Origin of the sequence: uncultured Granulicatella sp. (assembly GCF_963521425.1) — a bacterium.
Classification (GTDB): Bacteria; Bacillota; Bacilli; order Lactobacillales; family Aerococcaceae; genus Granulicatella.
Genome location: NZ_CAUQUN010000005.1, coordinates 43,363 through 64,505, shown reverse-complemented (window position 1 = coordinate 64,505; position 21,143 = coordinate 43,363). Strand labels below are relative to the sequence as shown.

The window sequence follows — 21,143 nt, the reverse complement described above, 5'->3', positions numbered from 1 at the left end:
AAGCAGAAAAAGATTACGCTTTGGTAGCTAAGGACGCCAGCAGCTTCGCTTTGCGAATCTCATGGCTAAAAAACGAGCCTAAGGTCTCGTTTTTTCCTGTAATATAAGCCGAGAAGGCTTATATTACTCAAGCTACAAAGCTCCATCTTTTTCTGATTTATTTACATGGAATGATCTTTTACGATAAATAACTCCTATTTGAGTAAAATACTAATTAAAGGTTTCTAGATTGTTTGACTAAAATAACTCATTCAGCGTACTTTCAAAAAGATAAGTGTCAAAAATGTAAAGGCACGATGTAAGTCGTTTTTACAGGACATGAGAGGAACTATGGTTATGATGGGAGTCAGATATACTGAAGAAAATAATTTTTAAAGTTGAGATAACTCAAAGGCACACAAAAAATAAAAACAGAAAAAGTTGGAGCGCTGTAGCTTTGGTACTATAAGCCGCACGGGCTTATAGTACGGGAAAAATTGAGACCGAGGCTCAATTTTTAGCTAAGAGACTCGCAAAGCGAGGCTACTAGCGTCCCTAGCTACTCAAGCGTAGACTTTTTCTGTTTTTATTTTTGTCTAATTGTCTAACCGTCTAGTAGTCGTTCAAATCTTCCACTTCAGCAATTGAGAAATCTTTTTTCTCTAGGGCTGCAACAATTTGATTCAATGTTTCGTTTGAAACTCCTGCTGGAAGAGTAATTAACAGACGACGAAGCGAACGATCTTTCTCTGTATCTAATGTCATAACATTGGCAATAGAAGCATATTGATTAATAATCTTAGAAATTTGAGCTAATGATCCCTTTTCTCCACCAGAAATAATTGTTAAAACAAAAGAACCATTATTCACACTCCAAGACTCTTGAAGCATATTTAATAAACTACTATGCGTTAAAATACCATAAAAACGTTGCGAATCATCTAACACAGCAATATAAGGTAATTCCTTAATCGTAAAGAACACTTTGAAGAACGAACTCGTAATATTAATAAATTTCGTAGTGTTTTTAATTAAATGAGTAACCGGTAAGCTCATATCGCCTCCATTTGCTTTATGACGATAGATGTGCATTTTATAAATATTTCCACGGAAGAAAGTTTCTGTTTCATCTAAAACTGGAACGCAACGATATCCAGAGTTTTCTAAAATAACAATCGCTTCTTCAAGAGTACAAGATTCTTTAACAACCGTTAAACTCTTTTTAGGAATAACAAGTGATTTTAATAGCATAGACATGCCCCTTTCTTGAAATCAATTTTCGTGTTTTGTAAAATATAGACACGTTTTCATTATTGATAATACCACTTTTTGATTAAAAAGTAACGAGAAATTTATTAAAATAGGGAGCAAAAATCTCTATATAATGGACATATCTTGCATTTTCACACAAAAGTGAGTATGATATTTGTATATTTTTAAAAAATTAACAAAGTAAAGGGGATAACTGAATGATGACAGCAGATTCTGATGGGAGTTCGCTGGGAATCCAGATTTTAATTATTGTACTATTAACTGCCATAAATGCATTTTTTGCAGCGGCGGAGATTGCCTTTGTATCGGTCAATCAAGGAAAGATGAGTCAAAAAGCGAGTGAAGGAGATAAAAAGGCGCAACGAGTAATACGTTTATTAGAAAATTCGGATGAATTTTTAGCAACTATTCAAGTAGCGATTACTTTAGCAGGGTTCTTCTCGAGTGCTTCTGCCGCAACCAGTTTTGCTTCGCGTATTCAACCATTATTGGAAAATGTACCGGGTGCAGAAACGCTAGCAATACTAATTGTGACCGTAATCTTATCGTATTTAACATTAGTGTTTGGGGAATTATATCCAAAACAAGTTGCCTTACAATTGGCAGAACCGATTGCCTTACATACGGCAGGAATTATTTTATTTGTCAAAAAGATATCTAAACCATTTGTTTGGATTTTAACCGTTTCAACAGGCATTTTAAAACGAATGACACCGATTGAATTTAATAATGAACAAGAAAAATTAACACGTAGTGAAATGAATTTTCTTCTAGCGAATAGTCGCAATGATGGTGCAATCGATAAAGAAGAATTCACCATGCTTCAAGGGGTCTTATCTCTTGATTCAAAATTAGCTAGAGAAGTGATGGTACCAAGAACGGACACATTAATGCTTGATGTGGAAGATGATTTAGCAGAAAATATCGAAATCATTTTAAGTAGTTCTTATTCACGTTTCCCAATTTATGAAGAAGATAAAGATAATGTCATTGGAGTTTTACATTCTAAAGACGTTTTAAGAGCAGCAAAAGAACAAGGTTTTGATCAAATCCAATTAATGGATTTAGCGCATCAGCCATTATTTGTTCCTTCAACAATTTTCGTAGATGATTTATTAGTAGAATTTAGAAAAACACGTCAACATATGGCGATTTTAAAAGACGAATATGGTGGAGTTGAAGGTGTTGTGACATTGGAAGACTTAATTGAAGAAATCGTCGGAGAAATTGAAGATGAGTATGATGTGGAAGAAATGAGTTACCGTGAAATTGATGAGAAGAATTTCTTAATTGATGCGGGAATGACATTAGAAAAATTCAATCAAATATTCCAAACAACGATTGATTCAGATGAAGTGGATACGATGGCGGGAATTATTTTAGAAGAATTAGGGTATTTTCCTGAAGATGACGAAGTAGTAGAAGTTCGTCAAGAAAATGTTCTATTAAAACCAACTTTAGTAGAAAATGGAAGAATTCGTCGTATTCATGTACACTTACTAACTCCAGAAGAAGTAGAAGCGTACGAACAAGAAGAAAACGAAGAAGAAATAGAAGAATAATATATAGTAACTATCGAGTAAATGGGCTCGGTAGTTTTTTGTGTTTATAGAGGCTAATCTCGCCAATTTTAGTTTTTCTACGCCAAAACGTCAAAAATGGCGTAGATTAATCTCGCCATCGCTAATTTTTCATAGCCAAAATCTTCAAAATGGCGTAGAAAAGTCATATCATTAAAAATTTTATATTTCTTCCTCTCAAAAGCAGTGAAAAAGAAGTGTTTTCTATACAGATACAAATGTATCTAATTCGTGGATTTTTATTGACAGAATAGGGTTTGTTTGTGTATGATTGTCGCTATATAAATAGAATAGGGGCAATAAGATGAAACAAGTATTAAATTTTTGGAATCAATTAAGTTTGATTAACCGAATCGTTATTGGTATGATTATCGGTATTTTATTAGGAATTTTCGTTCCTCAAGCAGCAGCGGTAGGAACTATCGGAACAGTATTCGTAAGTGCGTTAAAAGCAATCGCACCATTATTAGTATTCTTTATTGTGTTAAGTGCTTTAGCACAACATAAAGAAGGACATGAAACAAATATGAAATCAATTGTTATATTATATTTGTTTGGAACTTTTGCAGCAGCATTAGTGGGAGTTCTTGTTAGTTTTGCATTTCCAATTACATTAACATTAACAGATACAGTGTCAGAAATTAAAGCACCAGAAGGAATCGCTTCTGTATTACAAACATTAATTTTAAAATTAGTAGATAATCCAGTGAATGCTTTAATGAGTGGGAACTATATTGGTATTTTATCTTGGGCAGTTGTATTTGGTTTTGCGTTTCGTAAAGCAGATGAAACTACAAAATCATTTTTACAACAAGTGGCAGATGCAACAAGTCATGTTGTTAAAGTAGTCATTAGTTTTGCTCCATTTGGGATTATGGGATTAGTTTATACAACTGTTTCAGAAAATGGAGTAGGGGTATTTGCGAATTATGGTGAGTTAATTTTAGTGCTAGTTGGAAGTATGTTCTTTGTAGCATTAATAATGAATCCGATTATTGTATTCTTTATGATTAAAGAAAATCCATATCCATTAGTATTCCGTTGCTTGAAAGATAGTGGAATTACAGCATTCTTTACTCGTAGTTCAGCAGCAAATATTCCAGTAAACATGGAATTATGTAGAGATTTAGGATTAGATGAAGATAGCTATTCAGTATCTATTCCTCTAGGGGCAACGGTTAATATGGCGGGTGCAGCAATTACAATTACAGTATTATCACTAGCAGCCGTTAATACTTTAGGAATTCAAGTAGACTTCTTAACAGCTTTAGTGCTAAGTGTATTATCAACAGTAGCAGCATGCGGTGCTTCTGGGGTAACAGGTGGATCATTATTATTAATTCCTGTTGCATGTAGTTTATTCGGAATTTCAAATGATATTGCGATGCAAGTTGTTGGGGTTGGATTTATTATTGGGGTAATCCAAGATTCTTGTGAAACTGCCTTAAATTCATCAACAGATGTTTTATTCACAGCAGCAGCAGAATTCCGTCAATGGAAAAAAGAAGGACGAGTAATTAACGTTCGTCCTGAATTAGTAGAATAACATTTCTAGGGAAGACTTTTTAGTCTTCCTTTTTTTCTGTTGACTTTTTTAAAATAAGAGGTATAATAAATTTATGAAGTTTACAAATGTAAATTTAAGAAAGGCGGTTTTTAAAATGATAAAAGAATTTAAAGTAGAAGGATTAAAATGTTCAGGTTGTGCGAAAGCTGTTGAAAATGCAGTAAGTGCTGTTTCAGGTGTTGAAAAAGCAAGTGTTGATTTCGAAGCTAAAAAGCTGACTGTAGAATTTCTACAAGATAAAGTAGAGGAACAAAAAATTATAGAAGCTGTATCAAAAGCAGGATATCAAGCTGAATTAGCATAATAGTAAGAAGGAGTTGTTAATCATGAAGAAAGAAGAATTTGCATTAGAAGGATTACAATGTGCAGGTTGTGTCAGTACGGTTGAAAAAGTTGTCCGAGATCTTCCAGGCGTTAAAGAAGCCAATGTGAATTTAGCAACTGAAAAAATGATGGTGCAATTTAATCCAAAGGAAGCAGATGTACAAAAAATTATTGAAACTGTTTCTCTAGCTGGATATCAGGCTATATTGATAAATGATGAAGAAGATGTGTTAGAAAAAACAGCAATTAAAAAAGAAAAACAATTGCAATCACTTAAAGTAAGAGCATGGGTATCAGGTGTGTTTGCCATTGTATTACTTTATATTGCGATGGGTGAAATGATTGGACTTCCTCTCCCACAAATCTTACAACCGATGGAACATCCAATTGTATTTTCTGTAACGCAATTGATTTTAGTAACTCCTATTTTATGGGTGGGTCGTAGTTATTTTGTGAATGGATTTAAGGCATTGATTAGAAAGCATCCGAATATGGATTCATTAGTCGCACTGGGAACGAGTGCTGCCATTTTATATAGTGTATGGAGTACCATTCGTATTTTTGGTGGAGAGCATCATTATGTGATGCATCTCTATGTAGAATCTGCAGCAGTGATTTTAGCTTTTATTACCGTAGGAAAATATTTTGAAACTTTAACAAAAGGAAGAACTTCTCAGGCGATTCAATCGTTAGTTGCTTTATCTCCAAAAGTGGCAACAGTCATTCGTGATGGAAAAGAAGTTGAGGTTCCAGTAGAGGAATTACAAGTTGGCGAAGTAGTCTTCGTTCGACCAGGTGAAAAAATTCCTGTTGATGGTGTCATTCTTTCTGGAGAGAGCTTTGTTGATGAATCCATGATTACAGGTGAAAGTGTACCAGTATTCAAAAAAGAAGGAAGCAAAGTGGTTGGTGCTACGTTGAATACAACTGGTTCATTCCAAGTAGAAGTGAGCCAAGTTGGGAAAGATACAACATTATCTCAAATTATTCGTTTAGTAGAAGAAGCCCAAGGATCTAAAGCTCCAATTGCTGCTATTGCAGACCGTGTAGCCGGAATTTTTGTTCCAATCGTAATGGGATTATCTCTCTTAGCAGGTCTATATTGGGGATTGATTGGTGGAGAATCTTTTGAATTTGTCGTAACCGTGATGATTTCTGTGTTAGTCATTGCATGTCCATGTGCGTTAGGATTAGCCACTCCAACTGCCATTATGGTAGGAACAGGTTTCGGTGCTAAAAGAGGGATTTTAATTAAGAGTAGTGCGGCTTTAGAAGAAGCTGGACATGTAGGTGTTGTTTTACTAGATAAAACAGGAACGATTACAAACGGTAAACCTAAAGTAGTCGATATTCAAGTATTCAACGATTATTCAAAAGAAGAAGTACTAAACATAGCAGCATCAATTGAAAAACATTCTGAACATCCATTAGGAAAAGCCATCGTGGAAGAAGCTGAAAAACGAGAGTTTGACGTTTTACCAATTGAACAATTCCAATCTATTTCTGGTATGGGAATTCAAGGAACTGTAGATGGAAAAGAAGTGTTACTAGGAAATCATTTATTATTACAAAATCAAGGAATTGCGGTAGATGATTATAATACAGTGATTGATGGAGTCGCTTCTCAGGGGCAAACAGCGATGTTCGTAGCCATTCAAAAACAAGTAGCCGGAATTATTGTAGTTGCGGATACGATTAAAGCAACTAGTAAAGAAGCAATCCAACAAATGAAAGCATTAGGGCTTCAAGTTAGAATGGTAACAGGAGATCATGAAAAAACAGCCAAAGCAATTGCGAATGAAGTAGGAATTGAGACAGTATATAGTCAAGTATTACCAAATGAAAAAGCAAGTGTTGTCCAACAATTATTAGACGAAGGCTATCAAGTAGCCATGGTAGGAGACGGCATTAATGATGCACCTGCACTTGCTAAAGCAACAGTCGGAATTGCGATTGGATCTGGAGTAGATGTTGCCATTGAAACTGCCGATATGGTCATGATGCAAGATGATTTAAGATTAGTGGCTAAAACGATTCAATTAAGCAAAATGACAATGATGACGATTAAAGAAAATTTATTCTGGGCATTTATTTATAATGTAATTGGAATTCCAGTAGCAATGGGCGTCTTACATTTCTTTGGAGGTCCACTATTAAGTCCAATGATTGCAGGAGCAGCGATGAGTTTCAGTTCCGTATCAGTTGTGCTAAACGCATTGCGATTGAATCATAAATTATCTAAATTGGAAAAATAAAAAAGATGAAGCGACCCCAAAAAGTTTAATTTTTTGAGGTCGCTTCAATTATTCCTTCATTATTTTATATCCATGTCTTTGTTTCTTGGGAATATAACATTGTAGTAAAAACTAGCAATACAAAATATAACAATTACTGGTTTAAGAAATGGAAATGAATCGAGAATATTGGTAAACCAAACTAATAAGGCTAAAAATATAAAAGTAATATAGATGATTATTTCATAAAACTTCATATCAATCCCTCCAAACATTCATATTACATCTATTAAGTAAAATTTATTCAAGAGTTACTTCAATGTTGCATTGAAACTACAGCTAAAATAAATATTAATATTAATACAAATATTAAAAAACTCATTGGATTAAATTCTTGAATCTTCTTTTTATATACTAATACAATACTTATTGTCACTGAAATCAAACCTATAACAAATACAAATACTGTTATCATTTATAATCACCTTGGGTAATAAGCAAATTTTGACTATCAATTCAAATCTAAAATAACACCAACACCATTTAAGTTGGCATGATGAGTAATATTTTAAGTTCTATTTTTAATTTTTTTGAACACGAATTTAAGGAAAGCATACAGTAATCCTAGATAAAAACAAATAGTCGAGAGATGAACAAATAACAAGAAAAAGTCAGGTAAGAAATAATATATAAGTAGTACTGTTCCTACGCCAAAAACAGTACCGTAAAATAAATAATTACCAAATAAAAACTTACTCATTTTTATTCATCTCCATTCACATTAGGTATCTAGTTTTCCTTATCTTATCCATATTCTAAAATATAAATTCAGAAAAAAATAGACTTATATTTTAGAAAAAATTGATGTATAATTAATTTTTGTAAGGGCTTTATAAATGTTTTTCAAAAGTTGAGATTGTTATTCTCCTAAAGAAAACTTTCTCGATGAATGATTACAGGAGAAATTGAGCCCTAAATTATCAAAATTGGAAAAGTAAATAGAACACAAAAGTTAGAGGGCTATATGTTGATAGTCCTCTTTTTATGGCATCAATTTCATTTTGTTTATGGTAATATATGAGTAAATAGGTGCGATTTAAAAGTAGATTAGAATAAGAGAATCGAGGAGTCATTTATGGTTAAAATGGTTACGATACATCCAGGACTTTGGAAAGAAACTGTCAAAAAATATGGATTTGAGTCCTCTCAATTATCAAGAAAGAAAATAGCTGAATATTTAGGATGGGGACATCTCTATATTTTAACGCATCCTCAAGTTCGACCAGATTGGAAAGCTGGATATGAAAAAATAGGATTTCAACGTAATGAATTGATATCAATCTCTCATTATCAGTCAGATATTGGACATGATGAATTAAGTGTTCGCCCTTCTGATATTATCGAAAAATATCCAAATGGGAAAATGACCGTTATGAATGGCTTTGTAGCAAGTATGGAATTAGAAGAAGAAACATTATATTTTACTTCAGGATTATTTTTAAAGAAAAATAAAAAAGAGGAATTAGAATGGCTTAATCGAGATGGAACGACAGCGATGAGAGCCAGGTATTATAAACCGAAAGAAGAACCGACTCCTATTTATATGATGGAGGATAATTACTTATATTATAAAGACGGAGAATGGTTAATGTACGAAGATTTATTGATTCAAGTATTAATCAAGCTTACCGATAAGAATGACTTTCTGATTCGAGATCAACATAACGTTGTGACACCAAAATTATGGCGATTTGTAGAAAATACGAATCGAAAATATTTTGAATATATTCATAATAATGTATTGAAAGATCCCGCACATAATTTGAGAAGAAAAACACGATACTTAGTAGCTTCTGAAGTTTTATCAGATATTTTACAAGATTTAGGCTATCATACATGGTTTATGCCACCAATTTATGCTCCTCAAAATGAATCTGTAGTTACAAAAAGAAGTAATCCTCGTTCTTATTGTTATGTTGGGAATATGACAGAAGTAAAAAGAGTAGGATGGATTATTGAAACCTTTAGGCAATTGGAGAAAGAGGGAGTTCCCGTCGAAGTTTCTCTCTATGGGGGAGATTTGAATCAATTAAAAGAGAAGTATGAGAATTTACCTATTAATATTCATATTGTTGGTTATGTAGATGAAGTGCCGTATTGGAAACATGATGGGTATATCTCTACTTCTCAAAAGGAATTATTTGCGAATGCTTGTGTTGAAGCAATGAGTTTTGGTTTAATTCCGTTATTATCTAATGTAGAAATTGCGCATCAATATTATGCAGCTAAAAATCCAGATGTTTGCTTGTTTGATTCACCGGATGAATTAGCAAATATTGTTAAAAATTTATATGAATCAGAAAATGAAATTATAGTGAATCATACGATTTCTTTTGTGAAAGATTACTCAATAGAAGAGGTTTCAAAAAAATATTTATTAATAAACAAATCATGATAATTATTTATAATACTAATTTAATATTAATTTTTTAGGAAAAATTCTTTTTAAAAGTAAAAAATATATTTGTGAATTAATTATATAACTGTTTGATAACTAAAAATTAGAATGCTATGATTAACAGGATACAGTATAAATTTTATTTAACAATGAAGAATTGGAAAAGAGGATTCTATGAAAAAAATAGGTTCAGAAAAAATACAAAAATATTCATTACGTAAATATAAAGGGATTGGTGCTGCTTCTGTTTTGTTAGGGATGATGATTGTTGGAGCTAGTCCGGTATTGGCTGAAGCAAACACGCCTAAGGAAAGTACGGTTACCCCTGCAAAAGATAATGTGGAAATGGAAACTTTGAGTAATAGTGCTGGTAGCTATACAATGCCGAAAATGCATGTGTTTAGTGGATTGAGTTACAATGGAGCAGGTACAGAAGGTGGGTATGAAATAAATCACCGTGTAAATGAAGATAGAGCCAAATATAATTTAGACAGAGTTGAAAAGGAAAATATCAAAAAACAAGGAGAAGATAACTTTAAGGATTCAAGAATTTCTTATGTCACAAAAGAAGGTGAAGTTCTAAAAGAAGAATCGGATGTAGAAATCTCTGTTGGTGATAAAAAAACTGCTAGTAGTACAATGAACTATAAAATACGCGGACTTTTTGGAAAACGTTATGAAGGAAATGTAGCGAATTTAAATAATGATGTCTTAACTAAAATCAAAGAAGCTGATAAAGTTTTAGAAAAGAATGGAGAAAAATATCATAAGATTGATACAGTAGTAGATAAACATGAAGGAACTACTAAGGAAACAACGTTTAATGATATTACAGTACATGCAAATCCTGGCAACTTACATAATGAAGACGGAAGTATTCGCTATAACAATATTAAAGAAGGTAGTCGAGTTTGGTTAGTTTCTGAAACTGATGAAGGAAAATATGGGAAGTATGTTTTAGCCACAAAACCAACTACAGCCAATGATTCTTGGGCTGTTGAAACATTTAAACAAGGTGAAAATGATGCTAAAGATTTTACAAAAGAAAATATAACAACTGATGGTGGAATTAAGGAAGGAGATACTATATTAGTTGTTGAAAAAAATGAGGTAGCGTTAAAAGACTCTGTTTCAACAGCAACCGAAAAAGCAGCTTATACAGCTGGTGCATTTTTTAATGAGAATCAATTAGAAGAGGGGTTAAATAATCTTTTAGATGATAGATTAAGAGATTTAAAAGACGAAGATGTCATGAATCCTGCAAAAGAAAAGACATGGGAAGAAATCTATAAGATTACATTAGCAAATAAAGCTGTAGTTGATAAAAAGAACCGTCCAACTTATTCTGTACATCAAGAGTTTAATGGTTATATAAGAGAAAACGGGCAATTTGTAGAGTATCACGATGTGACAACATATATTGCTAAGTTAAAAGAAATGTTTGGTGAAAAGGAAATCACAGTAGGATGGAAAAATTCTCGAGATAAAGTGGAACCAAAATTTGTTGGAAATATTGAAGAGTTTAAGGAAACTGCTAACTATGAGAGTGAAAAAGCAAATGTTACAAAGTTTAAAGAGAATCATAAAGCAATTCAGTATGTCGACCGAGTTCCAACAAATGCAACTTTTGTAAAAAATGTGTTTGAAGTAAATATTGATTTTAAATTAGGAGATAAGAGTACAGATTCTTATTATCCTAGTGAAGATGATGATTCTAATCAACCAGCGAAAACTTATTTAGCTTATATATTGGGATACTCAGATTTTAAATATTCTGGTGATGATACTAGATTTCAATATGGATTAGGTCAATTATATAAAGAATATGAAAAAGATGGAGTTCGATATAGAATTACTGCACCTACTAAATATGATGAACATGCGTCAGTTTCTGCTCCTATTTATAGTGAAATTCATTATTACAATTTATATCAACCAACTCGTGCCTACCACGTTAGTGACCAATTAACTAATGTTAAAAACATCTACGCTAAGGAAGAAACAGAAACGACTGAAAATAAGGGTAGAGTCATTGTTAAGTATGAATTAGCGGATGGAACTTCTATTAAAGAAACTGCAGATGTTGTTAAAGATGCAGTGATATCATCTACAGAAGCTAAATATTACCTAGATAAGGGCAATAATAAAGTAATAGTAGGAACACAAACGACAACAAACAAAGAAGTTCTCTATGATGCTACAATAGTAAAACTACCCGAAATCATAAAAGATGGTAAAAAATATAAACTAGTAGGATTGAAAGAGGGTTCCCCTGCAGAAAAAGGAAACGTAGGATCGGGAACTACTGAAATTACCTATGTTTATAAACTAGCAACTGGTGGAAATGTATTTGAAAAATATATGTTAGAAGGAACAACTACTGAAATAGCTGAAGGGAAAGTCTTAAAACAAGATGCTTCTCTCGGTGAGGAATATACGTCTGTTGCTCCAAAAGTGGGAACACTGCTTCGAAAAGATGGGAAGACTTATTTCTATAAAGAACATCGTGCTACTTCAGCGCCTGAAATAGGTACGGTTGATGAAAATGAAAAAACAATTATTTATGACTTTGTAGAATACTCTAGTGAAAAAGGTGAACCAGAAGTACAGCCGGAATTACCAGAAGGAATTGTGAGCGAGAAAGGTGAACCGGAAGTCCAGCCAGCGTTACCTGAAGGTGTCGTGAGTGAAAAGGGCGAACTAGCGATTCATCCCGTAGCTCCCCTATTAATTACTCGTCATATTATTATTGGATCCAATGAAGAACTTGTTCCAACTGAGGTAAGTCATTTTGGTCCAAAACAAGGGATGATTACCAAAGATAGTAAACAATATCAATATGAATCGACTCATGAAGAAGATGGAATTACAACACACTATTATAAAGAAATGACTAGTGAGTCTCATACGAATGTACCAGAAGGGAATGGAATGCCTTCTTCTCCTTCGGTAGAAGTAGAGCAATCCTCTGAAGAAACAATAGTATCTCAACAAGAAACAACACAAAATAATACTGAAGAAATCCATTCAAATGAACTACCAAAAACAGGGCAAGCAGAGTTACTTCCAACATGGTTAGGATTCCTAAGTTTAATAGGTGGGGTTTTCGTTAAAAGAAAAAACAATAAAGATAATTTTTAAATAATCTCAAACCAAAAAAGTCTGTCGCAGGAGAACCTCTCCTAGGACAGACTTTTTGTCATATTTCGTAAAAATCAACAATAATTAGTCTTCTAAGTTTACATTGTGGTAAACTTTTTGAACGTCTTCATTATCTTCTAAAGCGTTAATCATACGTTCAAATAAACGTAAGTCATCGCCTGTTAATGTTACTTCTGATTGAGGAATCATTTCGATTTCAGATACTGTGAATTCAGAAATTCCTAATCCTTCTAATGCTGTACGAACTGTGTTGAAGTCGTTTGGTTCAGCATAAACGATTGCTTGGTCGTCTTCTTGTACAACGTCACGAACGTCTACTTCTGCTTCCATTAATTGTTCTAATAATTCGTCTGCATCTTTGTTTGCGATACCGAAGATTGCTGTATGGTCGAATAAATAAGTTACAGAACCAGGTGCACCCATGTTTCCGCCATTTTTGCTATAAGCAGCACGAACGTCTGCAGCAGTACGGTTTACGTTATTTGTTAGTGCATCTACGATAATCATAGAACCGTTAGGACCGAATCCTTCATAACGTAATTCTTGGTAATCGCCATCGCCGCCACCTTTAGCTTTTTCGATCGCACGTTCGATAATATGACGAGGTACATTATATGTTTTAGCTCGGTCAATTACGAATTTTAATTTTTGGTTAGAATGTGGATCTGGTTCGCCTTGTTTTGCTGCTACATAGATCTCAATTCCGAATTTTGCATAAATTTTACTGTTGTTAGCATCGAGTTTAGTTTTCTTTTCTACGATGTTAGCCCATTTACGTCCCATTTTCTCACTCACTTTCTAAAAATATCTATAAGACATTTTTCATTATACAGATGGAAGCTAGGTTTGTTAAGTATTTTCTATTCAGAAATGCATTTTACAAGAAATTTTTTCTAAAAATGTTACACTATATGGGAGGTGAGTTTATGAAAAATATTAAAGTAATCTATTTAGGAAGCGAAACTTGTGGAGTTTGTCATGCGTTACAGCCACGAGTAGAAGAAGTGACAGAACAAGAAGGAGTAGCGTTAGAAGTCATAAATGTAACGCAGCATCCTGAAGTGGCAAGTCAGTATCAAGTACTAACAGTTCCGGTTGCGATTGTTTTTGTAGGAGATAAGGAATTTGCTCGTCAAGCGAGATTTATTGATCTAGAATTGTTTGAAAAACAACTGCAACAAGCGAAAGAATTTGCTCAAATGGAAGACTATCCTTCGTAATTTTAGAAATAGTTTTCATTCTTTAAATTTAAGCATTTCATAATAATTATTCAGTTGTATTTAAAAAGGAAAGTGCTATAATGATGGCAACGAATGGGGGTGGTCTTTTGTATCTAGACTTATTATTACTGTTAGTAGCTGTTATTGGTGTTTTCATTTCTGTGTTCTCCAAATGGAACCTACTCGGTAGTGTGATAACAGTAATAAGTTTTGCAACCTATACTTTCCTTCATCCATACTGGAACTTTTTCGTCATTATCCTATTTGTATTTGGGTTTCTATTTTTAGGATTTGAAGTATTAATTCCAGGAATTGGGGCTTTAGGAGTGTTAGGGACAGTATTCGTATTAGGAGGGATGTACTGGGCAAACCAGGCTGTCATGGATTTAGTCGTTTTAATTTTAATGTCACTATTGTTGGCAATAGCCTTGTTAGTTTTATTGGTAAAAAGAGGAAATCATTTTTCTCATAAGGAAGGGTTAGTATTACTTTCTTCTCTAAAAAAATCAAAAGGCTATTCAACCTCAAAAGTATATGACGATTTAGTCAATAAAACAGGGAAAACATTAACGATATTACGTCCAAGCGGAAAGGTTGAACTAGACGGAGAAATCGTTGATGTTGTCAGTACGGGATTTGTTATTCCAGAAGATACAATGATACAAGTTGTAAAAGTAGAAGGAAGTAAAATCGTCGTACAAGTTTTGGAGAACAATAATGAGAAGGAGGGAGTAAGATGTTAGAAAAAGGTTTATTCAATAATCCAACAGGAGTCATTGGGCTCATTGTGATACTATTTCTAATTTTAACAGTAGTTATGTTATTTTTTAGATTTGTGCCGATTGGGTTATGGATCACAGCGTATTTTTCTGATGTAAAAATTGGAGTAGGCACATTAGTGGGGATGAGATTACGTCGAGTAGCTCCTCAATATATTGTGCGTCCGATGATTAAAGCAACAAAAGCAGGATTAAAAATCGATATTAATGAATTAGAAGCCCATTATTTAGCAGGTGGGAATGTCAATGTAGTCATTGATGCGTTAATTGCAGCGCAACGTGCGAATATTGACTTAGAATTTGAACAAGCAGCTGCCATTGATTTAGCAGGTCGAAATGTGTTTGAAGCCGTTCAAGTGTCTGTTAATCCAAAAGTGATTGAAACTCCGGTTATTGCAGGGGTTGCGATGGATGGGATTGAAGTTCAAGCAAAAGCAAAAGTAACGGTACGTGCTAATATTGAACGATTAGTTGGTGGTGCTGGTGAAGAAACAATTATTGCCCGTGTTGGGGAAGGAATTGTTACTACAGTTGGTTCAGCAGCTCATCATAAATTAGTCTTAGAAAATCCGGATTCTATTTCCCAAACGATTTTGAGAAAAGGATTGGATGCAGGTACAGCGTATGAAATTCTATCCATTGATATCGCGGATGTTGATGTTGGTAGAAATATCGGAGCAAAATTACAAGCAGAACAAGCAGAAGCTGATAAGAAAATTGCACAAGCTAAAGCTGAAGAACGTCGTTCTCTTGCCGTAGCGCAAGAACAAGAAATGTTAGCAGAAGTACAACGCATGCGTGCAAAAGTTGTAGAAGCTGAATCGCAAATTCCATTAGCGATGGCAGAAGCTCTTCGTAATGGAAAACTTGGAGTCATGGACTACTATCAATTGAAAAATATTCAATCTGATACAGATATGAGAGAAGCGATTAGCAAATCTTCTGTTGAGAGTGAATCATGAATATTGTACTCTTTCTCTTGTATATATTGATCCTCGTGATCATGTCTGCTGGTAGTTATCTTAATTTAAAAATGAAAAGTAAAGAAAAGGGATTTAACCAACTGCACGATTGGTTGAATCATTCTTTTCAAGAAAAATCCGTTTCGCCTAAACGTCATCATCCCAAAAATCAAAAAGTGGTAGATGTTGTTGTGGAAGAAATGCCGGAAACAAAAGCGACATTATCTCATACAGAGAAAATGAGACAACAATTTTTAAAAATTGTACAAGTCTTTCGACAATTTTCACCAGAGGATTATTCTTTATCCGTATTTGATAAGGAACTCATTCAAAGAGTGTCGATTATTTCTTCCGAAGAAATTGATACGATGAGAAGAAGTGCCCTATTAATTCATACTGAAAAATTAAAACGATTATATTTAAATAATCCGAATTTGCCGGAAGAATTATTAGAACATCTTCGATCTTTTGTAGAAGAAATGGAAGCAATCCAATTACAGGAAGAAGAAGTTCAACATATGGGTTCAAAAGGTGAATTAGTGGTAGAAGCCGTAAAAAGTGCAACAAACTATACAACAAAAAACCGAGTATTGAAACATCACTTGCAATGGAAAAAAGCAATTGTCGCAAGTGAAATATTATCAAAACCAAAAAGTATGCGATAAAAAGCGTAAAAAGAAGGCTAGGCAGAAATGCTTAGCCTTCTTATTTTATGTTAAAATATACCTAGTAAGAGGAAAGCTTTGTAAAATGGCTTTATAAGTAGAAAGGTGACTATCATGTTAGAACAAGAAATGATTTCTCAGTTAAAAATAAAACAAGTCAATAATCTAGCGTTAACACAAGAAGAATTAGAATGGTTATGGGAGAATATAGGAAATCCTAATCCAGAAATTCGAGATGACTTAGTTTTTTGTTTATTTGGACAAGTTATTTTTGAACAATTAATGACAAAAGAACAATTACGTTGGCTTATTGAAAAAATGACTGTCACAAATCCTTTAGAGTATAGAATGGAAGAAGTTGGTATCGCTACAGCGTATCGCTCTTTCTCAGCACTTGTAATGGGAATGATATTACAAGTAGACGGGGATAAAACAAGTGGATATGACTCTTGTTTAACAACTTCTGAGAGAACGAGTTGGATTCAACATGGAATTTGTTATTTAAAAAGAGAAAAAGACAGAACGGGATATGATGAAAAGTTGGGATGGGTACACGCATTTGCTCATGGAGCAGATTTATTAGGAACCATTATTTCTCATCCGGCTTGTACCCAAGAATATGTACTAGAAGTATTAGAAGTCATTAGTGATATTTTTCAAAAGAGTAAACAACCATTTATAGATGAAGAAGAAAGAAGATTAGGATTAGCAATCTTTTTTGGAATAGAGTCTGGAAATCTTTCTCAAAAACTTTTGTGTGAGTGGATTAAAAAGCAAAGATTTGAAGAATTAGATGGAAGCCGTGAAAGTTATCAACGTTTAGCAATGTACAAAAGTTTTTTAGCGACAATCTATTTTAAAATGGAATCATTGAACCTTTGGGAAAATTCTTTAAAGGATGAGATGATGGTGATTCTCCAAGAATATTAAAAAACCACCGACACAATGGTCGGTGGAAAAAAGGATTTTGAAATATTTAACTTGGGAGGATAATATTTCTTATTTGGGAATGACTAAAGTATAGAGTGAAATTTTGAAAATAATATGAAGACTCCAATAAGAAAGTAAGAAGATTTGTGAAAAAATATATTTTGTCAGAGAAGGAAAAAATAAAACAGAAAAACGATCACCGTAGCAAAAGTAATATAAGCCTGAGGCTTATATTACAGGGGAACTTCGAGACCAAGGCTCGAAGTTTAGCCATGAGACTCGCAAAGCGAGGCTGCTGGCGACCTTGCTACAGTGATAAAAGTTTTTCTGTTTTATTTTACGTATATTGTTTTAAGAATTTATTTATTTGTACAAGCAACGAAGCTTTCTCTTAATGTATCTTCTGGTAAGTTTTTACCGATAAATACTAAAGTCGACTTACGCTCTGTATCGTTCCAATCACGTCCACGAGAAATATCAAAACTCATTTGAACCCCTTGGAAAATGATTTGATAATCTAAACCTTCTACGCTTAAAATCCCTTTATAACGATATAATTCAGGTCCGTAAATATAAACTAATTCATTTAACCATTCGTTAATATGAGCTAAAACAAGAGGTTTCTCTGTTTCAATAACAAATGAATTAATACCACTGTGGTGGTGATGCTTGTGATGATGATGTCCATGATGGTGATGATCATGGTGGTGGTGGTGATGCTCTTCATCATGATGGTGGTGATCATGATCGTGATCGTGTTCCCCATGGGCGTGAGAGTGTCCACATTCTTCACAGTGTTCTTCATCGTGATGATGGTGATCGTGTTCGCCATGCGCATGAGTATGTCCACAAGCTTCGCAATATTCTTCTTCAGAATTTTCTTGCATTTCTAAAATTTTCTTTTCAGAAGCATAGAATAATTCAAGACCAAACATATCTTTCATTTCTACTGGACGAGCATCTAAATCTTGAATTTCTGCAAAAGGATTGATAGAACGAACTTCGTTAATGACTTTTGCATAAATAGTGTCGTCTACTAAACTATGTTTAGACATAAAGATTTTGTCTGCAAAACCAACTTGTTTTGCTGGTTCAGTTTGATGAGTTGTTTGATATAAGAAATTTTTTGAATCGACAACTGTTAAAACAGCGTCTAAAATAAAATGTTCATTTAAAAATGGTACATTGATAAATGTTTGAGCAATTGGTGCAGGATCTGCTAAACCAGTTGTTTCAAATAATACACGGTCTACTTTAATCCCGTTTTGTTCTTTGACCATTAAAATAGATTTTAACATGTCTGCAATATCTGTACGAAGAGTACAACATAAGCAGCCATTATCCATTTGATAAATTTCTTCTTCTACATCTAATACAAATTGATGGTCAACACCAATTTCTCCAAATTCATTAATAACTACAGCAATATGTTCGCCGTGTTTTTCTTTTAATACTTTGTTAATGAGCGTTGTTTTACCTGCTCCTAAAAATCCGCTGACAATGGTTACTGGAATTTTATTACTCATCATGATTTCCTCCATTCATGTAATTAAATCGGCATAATTACGATTCTATTCTATTGTATCATTGCATGAAAAAATGTCAAAATAAAAAACTGGTAATTTTATAGAGAAAGAAAATCAAACAGAAAATCAATTTTATGGTATACTGACAATTGAGAATAAATGGAGCAGGAGTGTGCATGATGCAAAAGAAAATCGACTGGAGTCGAGACTTTATACAAAAACATCAACATTTATTTGCATGTCCCTATTGTCATGCAGCTATTGAAGCGTTAGATGGGTATAGTATGGTTTGTACGAACCGTCATCGTTTCGATATTAATAAAAAAGGGACTCTCCATTTGATGAAACAAAAAGCGAATGAGGATTATGATGCAGAGTTATTTATGCATCGCTATGAGTTAGCTCAAAGTGGATTTTTCAATCCTTTATTAGACGAAGTTTTGACACTCATTCCAAAACAGGAGAATCAACTAATTGTTGATATTGGCTGTGGAGAAGGAAGTCCGCTTGCTTATTTATCGTCATTTTTAGAATCGATTCCCTTAGTAGGAATGGATATTGCTAAAGAAGGAATTCTTGCTGCTAGTCATCATCATGCTCAAAAAGCTTTGTGGATTGTGGCAGATTTAGCGCAGTTACCTTTCGGGGATGAATCCTGTGGAGCGTTAATCAATATGTTAACTCCTTCGAATTATAAGGAGTTCAACCGTGTATTAGCACCAGAAGGAAAATTAATTAAAATTATTCCTGGAAGTAATTATTTAATTGAATTAAGACAACAATTATATAAAAGTAATAAAGAAAAACAACACTATTCTAATGAGGATATTGTAGAACGATTTAAACAAGAATATCCATCTATGAAGATAAAAGAAGTTTCTTATCAAGTGACACTTACAAAAGAAATGTATCGACACTTATTACAAATGACTCCTTTATATTGGGGAGCGAGTATTGAAGATCAAGACTATAGTAAAAATCATCCTTTAGAAACTATTACGGTACATTTATGGATATTAGTCGGAGAAAAGAATTAACGGAGGAAAGAAAATGGGATTAAAAGATTTATTTAAAAAACAAGAAACAGAAGAAACAGCTCAAGACAAACCAACATTCAAACTAGGGGTAGAAGATGTCTATAAAATTAGCGATGATTCTCTAGATTTAGTAGTAACAGGGAATCTGGAAGGAACGCTAAAAGTAGGGGATTTTGTTTGGTTGACAAATCTTGGAGATGACAATGGAACTGTAAGAACTTCTGCGATTTATGCAATGGAAAATGCTCAGCGAGAAAAAGTGTTTGAAGTAACAGATGAACCAGTGGCTCTTTGGTTAGAAGATGCAATGCCTTTAGGGATTAAAAAAGGAACTGTGTTACATGAAGAAGGTGCCGACAAGGAAGAAATCTATAAAACTTTTGTAAATACATTAGGAAATGTCTTTGTTGGTCGTCAAGAAGGTGTTTTAACACAAAGAGATATTGAGACCTTAAGTTTAGCGGATTTATCAGAAATCGCGCGTGTATTTTTACTATACTGTCATATGAATGCTTCACAAGAAACACCTGAAGAGCATACTGCAAATGTCGGCAAGATTGAACAATTAATGATTGCTGTACGAGATAAATTATTACAAGCAGATGAGTTAGTAACGGTTTATTCTAAAAAAACAAAAGAACCTTATTTATTCTCTCAAACACAACAAAGAGAAGAAGGTGGCTTCATTTGTAGTTCTCCAATGATTTTTATTGCTCCAGTAGCGTATGAAGAAAGACTTGCTTCTCGATTTGCAGATACAGAAATTTTTGAATTACGTCGTATTCAAAAAGGAGAAGATGGAAAAGGAATTGAGAATTTCTTCTTAGAAACTTTCTACCAAAACGGAGCGACAGGGGTTCATCTTGTAACAGAACAAACCTCTCTTGCGGCAGAAGGAATTATTGCAGCACCTGATTATACAGGAGTAGCAGAAGAAGATATTCCGGTTACAAACCCTGATGCGATGAGATGGATCTTGTTATTAGGCCAATTAGGATTTCCGCAGACAGAAGAACAAAAAATTATGCACGGTTTATACTATCGTTTCTTATGCTTAGAATTACCAAAAGCAAAATTCTTAACACCAATTAAATTAGAAAATGCAGATCCAAATGCTCAAATTGACTTACAATCTGGAGAAAAATTAAATGTTGCGATTTTACCAGGAAAAGATGAAAAAGAAGCAATGGTTTTCTATACAGATTGGAAGAGATTGAGACAAATTTATGATGAAAGCTGGAGTGGAATGATTCAGACTTTATCTCAAGTAACAAAAGCTTTCGATGTAGTGATTAACCCATCTGAAAATCCAGCTCTAGGTTGTTATGTCAATGATGAAATGTTTGAAGAAATGAAAAAAGTAGATTAATGATTCAAAGAGGAGTGTTCGAGAAAGAACGCTCTTTTTTTATTTTATTTTTAAAAATTCTATATAGAAGTAATTGACA

Annotated in this window: 14 protein-coding genes and 1 pseudogene; 12 read left to right on the top strand and 3 right to left on the bottom strand. The window is 33.5% G+C overall.

The window, feature by feature from the left end; genetic code table 11:
- Positions 1 to 591: 591 nt before the first annotated feature.
- Positions 592 to 1,230, bottom strand: coding sequence for a cyclic di-AMP binding protein CbpA (gene cbpA / locus RWO76_RS02510; RefSeq protein ID WP_314354076.1), 639 nt, complete (start codon positions 1,228 to 1,230; stop codon positions 592 to 594).
- A gap of 218 nt (positions 1,231 to 1,448) precedes the next feature.
- Here cbpA and RWO76_RS02505 point away from each other — a divergent pair, with 218 nt between their 5' ends.
- The 5 genes and pseudogenes from RWO76_RS02505 to RWO76_RS02480 all read left to right on the top strand — a co-directional run bounded on the left by RWO76_RS02505 (position 1,449) and on the right by RWO76_RS02480 (position 12,555).
- Positions 1,449 to 2,813 carry a hemolysin family protein gene (locus RWO76_RS02505; RefSeq protein WP_314354075.1) on the top strand — a complete coding sequence of 455 codons (1,365 nt, stop codon included), beginning with the start codon at positions 1,449 to 1,451 and terminating at the stop codon, positions 2,811 to 2,813.
- Between the two features lie 322 nt (positions 2,814 to 3,135).
- Positions 3,136 to 4,377 (top strand): serine/threonine transporter SstT, encoded by a 1,242-nt coding sequence (gene sstT / locus RWO76_RS02500; RefSeq protein ID WP_314354074.1) that lies wholly within the window; start codon positions 3,136 to 3,138, stop codon positions 4,375 to 4,377.
- A 115-nt stretch (positions 4,378 to 4,492) separates the two neighbouring features.
- Positions 4,493 to 6,977, top strand: a pseudogene (locus RWO76_RS02490) (heavy metal translocating P-type ATPase).
- Between the two features lie 1,114 nt (positions 6,978 to 8,091).
- Complete coding sequence (locus tag RWO76_RS02485; protein WP_314354071.1) at positions 8,092 to 9,411, top strand: glycosyltransferase; 1,320 nt, start codon at positions 8,092 to 8,094, stop codon at positions 9,409 to 9,411.
- A gap of 177 nt (positions 9,412 to 9,588) precedes the next feature.
- On the top strand, positions 9,589 to 12,555 hold the full coding sequence (locus RWO76_RS02480) for a YSIRK-type signal peptide-containing protein (RefSeq protein ID WP_314354070.1): 2,967 nt from the start codon (positions 9,589 to 9,591) through the stop codon (positions 12,553 to 12,555).
- Between the two features lie 84 nt (positions 12,556 to 12,639).
- Here RWO76_RS02480 and RWO76_RS02475 read toward each other — a convergent pair whose 3' ends face one another.
- The gene (locus RWO76_RS02475; protein ID WP_006703679.1) at positions 12,640 to 13,359 is read right to left on the bottom strand and encodes a YebC/PmpR family DNA-binding transcriptional regulator; all 720 of its coding nucleotides are present in this window, start codon (positions 13,357 to 13,359) and stop codon (positions 12,640 to 12,642) included.
- Between the two features lie 143 nt (positions 13,360 to 13,502).
- On the opposite strand from RWO76_RS02475, the gene RWO76_RS02470 reads away from it, so the two are divergent.
- The 5 genes from RWO76_RS02470 (at position 13,503) to RWO76_RS02450 (ending at position 17,132) form a co-directional block, all read left to right on the top strand.
- A complete protein-coding gene (locus tag RWO76_RS02470; protein ID WP_314354069.1) occupies positions 13,503 to 13,796 on the top strand; it encodes a thioredoxin family protein in 294 nt (97 codons plus the stop codon).
- Positions 13,797 to 13,876: 80 nt separating this feature from the next.
- Complete coding sequence (locus RWO76_RS02465; RefSeq protein ID WP_314354068.1) at positions 13,877 to 14,539, top strand: NfeD family protein; 663 nt, start codon at positions 13,877 to 13,879, stop codon at positions 14,537 to 14,539.
- Positions 14,533 to 15,537 (top strand): flotillin-like protein FloA, encoded by a 1,005-nt coding sequence (floA, locus tag RWO76_RS02460; RefSeq protein WP_314350002.1) that lies wholly within the window; start codon positions 14,533 to 14,535, stop codon positions 15,535 to 15,537. The genes RWO76_RS02465 and floA overlap by 7 nt, the downstream gene beginning before the upstream one ends.
- Before the next feature lie 71 nt (positions 15,538 to 15,608).
- A complete protein-coding gene (locus tag RWO76_RS02455; protein WP_314354067.1) occupies positions 15,609 to 16,202 on the top strand; it encodes a hypothetical protein in 594 nt (197 codons plus the stop codon).
- Between the two features lie 114 nt (positions 16,203 to 16,316).
- A complete protein-coding gene (locus RWO76_RS02450) occupies positions 16,317 to 17,132 on the top strand; it encodes a DUF2785 domain-containing protein (protein ID WP_314354066.1) in 816 nt (271 codons plus the stop codon).
- Between the two features lie 359 nt (positions 17,133 to 17,491).
- Here RWO76_RS02450 and RWO76_RS02445 read toward each other — a convergent pair whose 3' ends face one another.
- Entirely contained in the window at positions 17,492 to 18,658 is a 1,167-nt protein-coding gene (locus RWO76_RS02445) for a GTP-binding protein (protein ID WP_314354065.1), read from the bottom strand.
- Between the two features lie 179 nt (positions 18,659 to 18,837).
- On the opposite strand from RWO76_RS02445, the gene RWO76_RS02440 reads away from it, so the two are divergent.
- Both RWO76_RS02440 and RWO76_RS02435 read left to right on the top strand, forming a co-directional pair.
- The gene (locus RWO76_RS02440; protein WP_314354064.1) at positions 18,838 to 19,695 is read left to right on the top strand and encodes a methyltransferase domain-containing protein; all 858 of its coding nucleotides are present in this window, start codon (positions 18,838 to 18,840) and stop codon (positions 19,693 to 19,695) included.
- Positions 19,696 to 19,708: 13 nt separating this feature from the next.
- A complete protein-coding gene (locus tag RWO76_RS02435; RefSeq protein WP_314354062.1) occupies positions 19,709 to 21,064 on the top strand; it encodes a hypothetical protein in 1,356 nt (451 codons plus the stop codon).
- The last annotated feature ends 79 nt before the right edge of the window (positions 21,065 to 21,143 follow it).

Bases quoted from the DNA above. Each gene is read 5' to 3' on its own strand.
- RWO76_RS02480 (WP_314354070.1), top strand. From the start codon at position 9,589: ATGAAAAAAATAGGTTCAGAAAAAATACAAAAATATTCATTACGTAAA.
- RWO76_RS02485 (WP_314354071.1), top strand. From the start codon at position 8,092: ATGGTTAAAATGGTTACGATACATCCAGGACTTTGGAAAGAAACTGTC.
- RWO76_RS02435 (WP_314354062.1), top strand. From the start codon at position 19,709: ATGGGATTAAAAGATTTATTTAAAAAACAAGAAACAGAAGAAACAGCT.
- RWO76_RS02475 (WP_006703679.1), bottom strand. From the start codon at position 13,359: ATGGGACGTAAATGGGCTAACATCGTAGAAAAGAAAACTAAACTCGAT.
- sstT (WP_314354074.1), top strand. From the start codon at position 3,136: ATGAAACAAGTATTAAATTTTTGGAATCAATTAAGTTTGATTAACCGA.
- RWO76_RS02470 (WP_314354069.1), top strand. From the start codon at position 13,503: ATGAAAAATATTAAAGTAATCTATTTAGGAAGCGAAACTTGTGGAGTT.
- cbpA (WP_314354076.1), bottom strand. From the start codon at position 1,230: ATGCTATTAAAATCACTTGTTATTCCTAAAAAGAGTTTAACGGTTGTT.
- RWO76_RS02505 (WP_314354075.1), top strand. From the start codon at position 1,449: ATGATGACAGCAGATTCTGATGGGAGTTCGCTGGGAATCCAGATTTTA.
- RWO76_RS02450 (WP_314354066.1), top strand. From the start codon at position 16,317: ATGTTAGAACAAGAAATGATTTCTCAGTTAAAAATAAAACAAGTCAAT.
- RWO76_RS02455 (WP_314354067.1), top strand. From the start codon at position 15,609: ATGAAAAGTAAAGAAAAGGGATTTAACCAACTGCACGATTGGTTGAAT.
- RWO76_RS02465 (WP_314354068.1), top strand. From the start codon at position 13,877: ATGATGGCAACGAATGGGGGTGGTCTTTTGTATCTAGACTTATTATTA.
- RWO76_RS02445 (WP_314354065.1), bottom strand. From the start codon at position 18,658: ATGAGTAATAAAATTCCAGTAACCATTGTCAGCGGATTTTTAGGAGCA.
- RWO76_RS02440 (WP_314354064.1), top strand. From the start codon at position 18,838: ATGCAAAAGAAAATCGACTGGAGTCGAGACTTTATACAAAAACATCAA.
- floA (WP_314350002.1), top strand. From the start codon at position 14,533: ATGTTAGAAAAAGGTTTATTCAATAATCCAACAGGAGTCATTGGGCTC.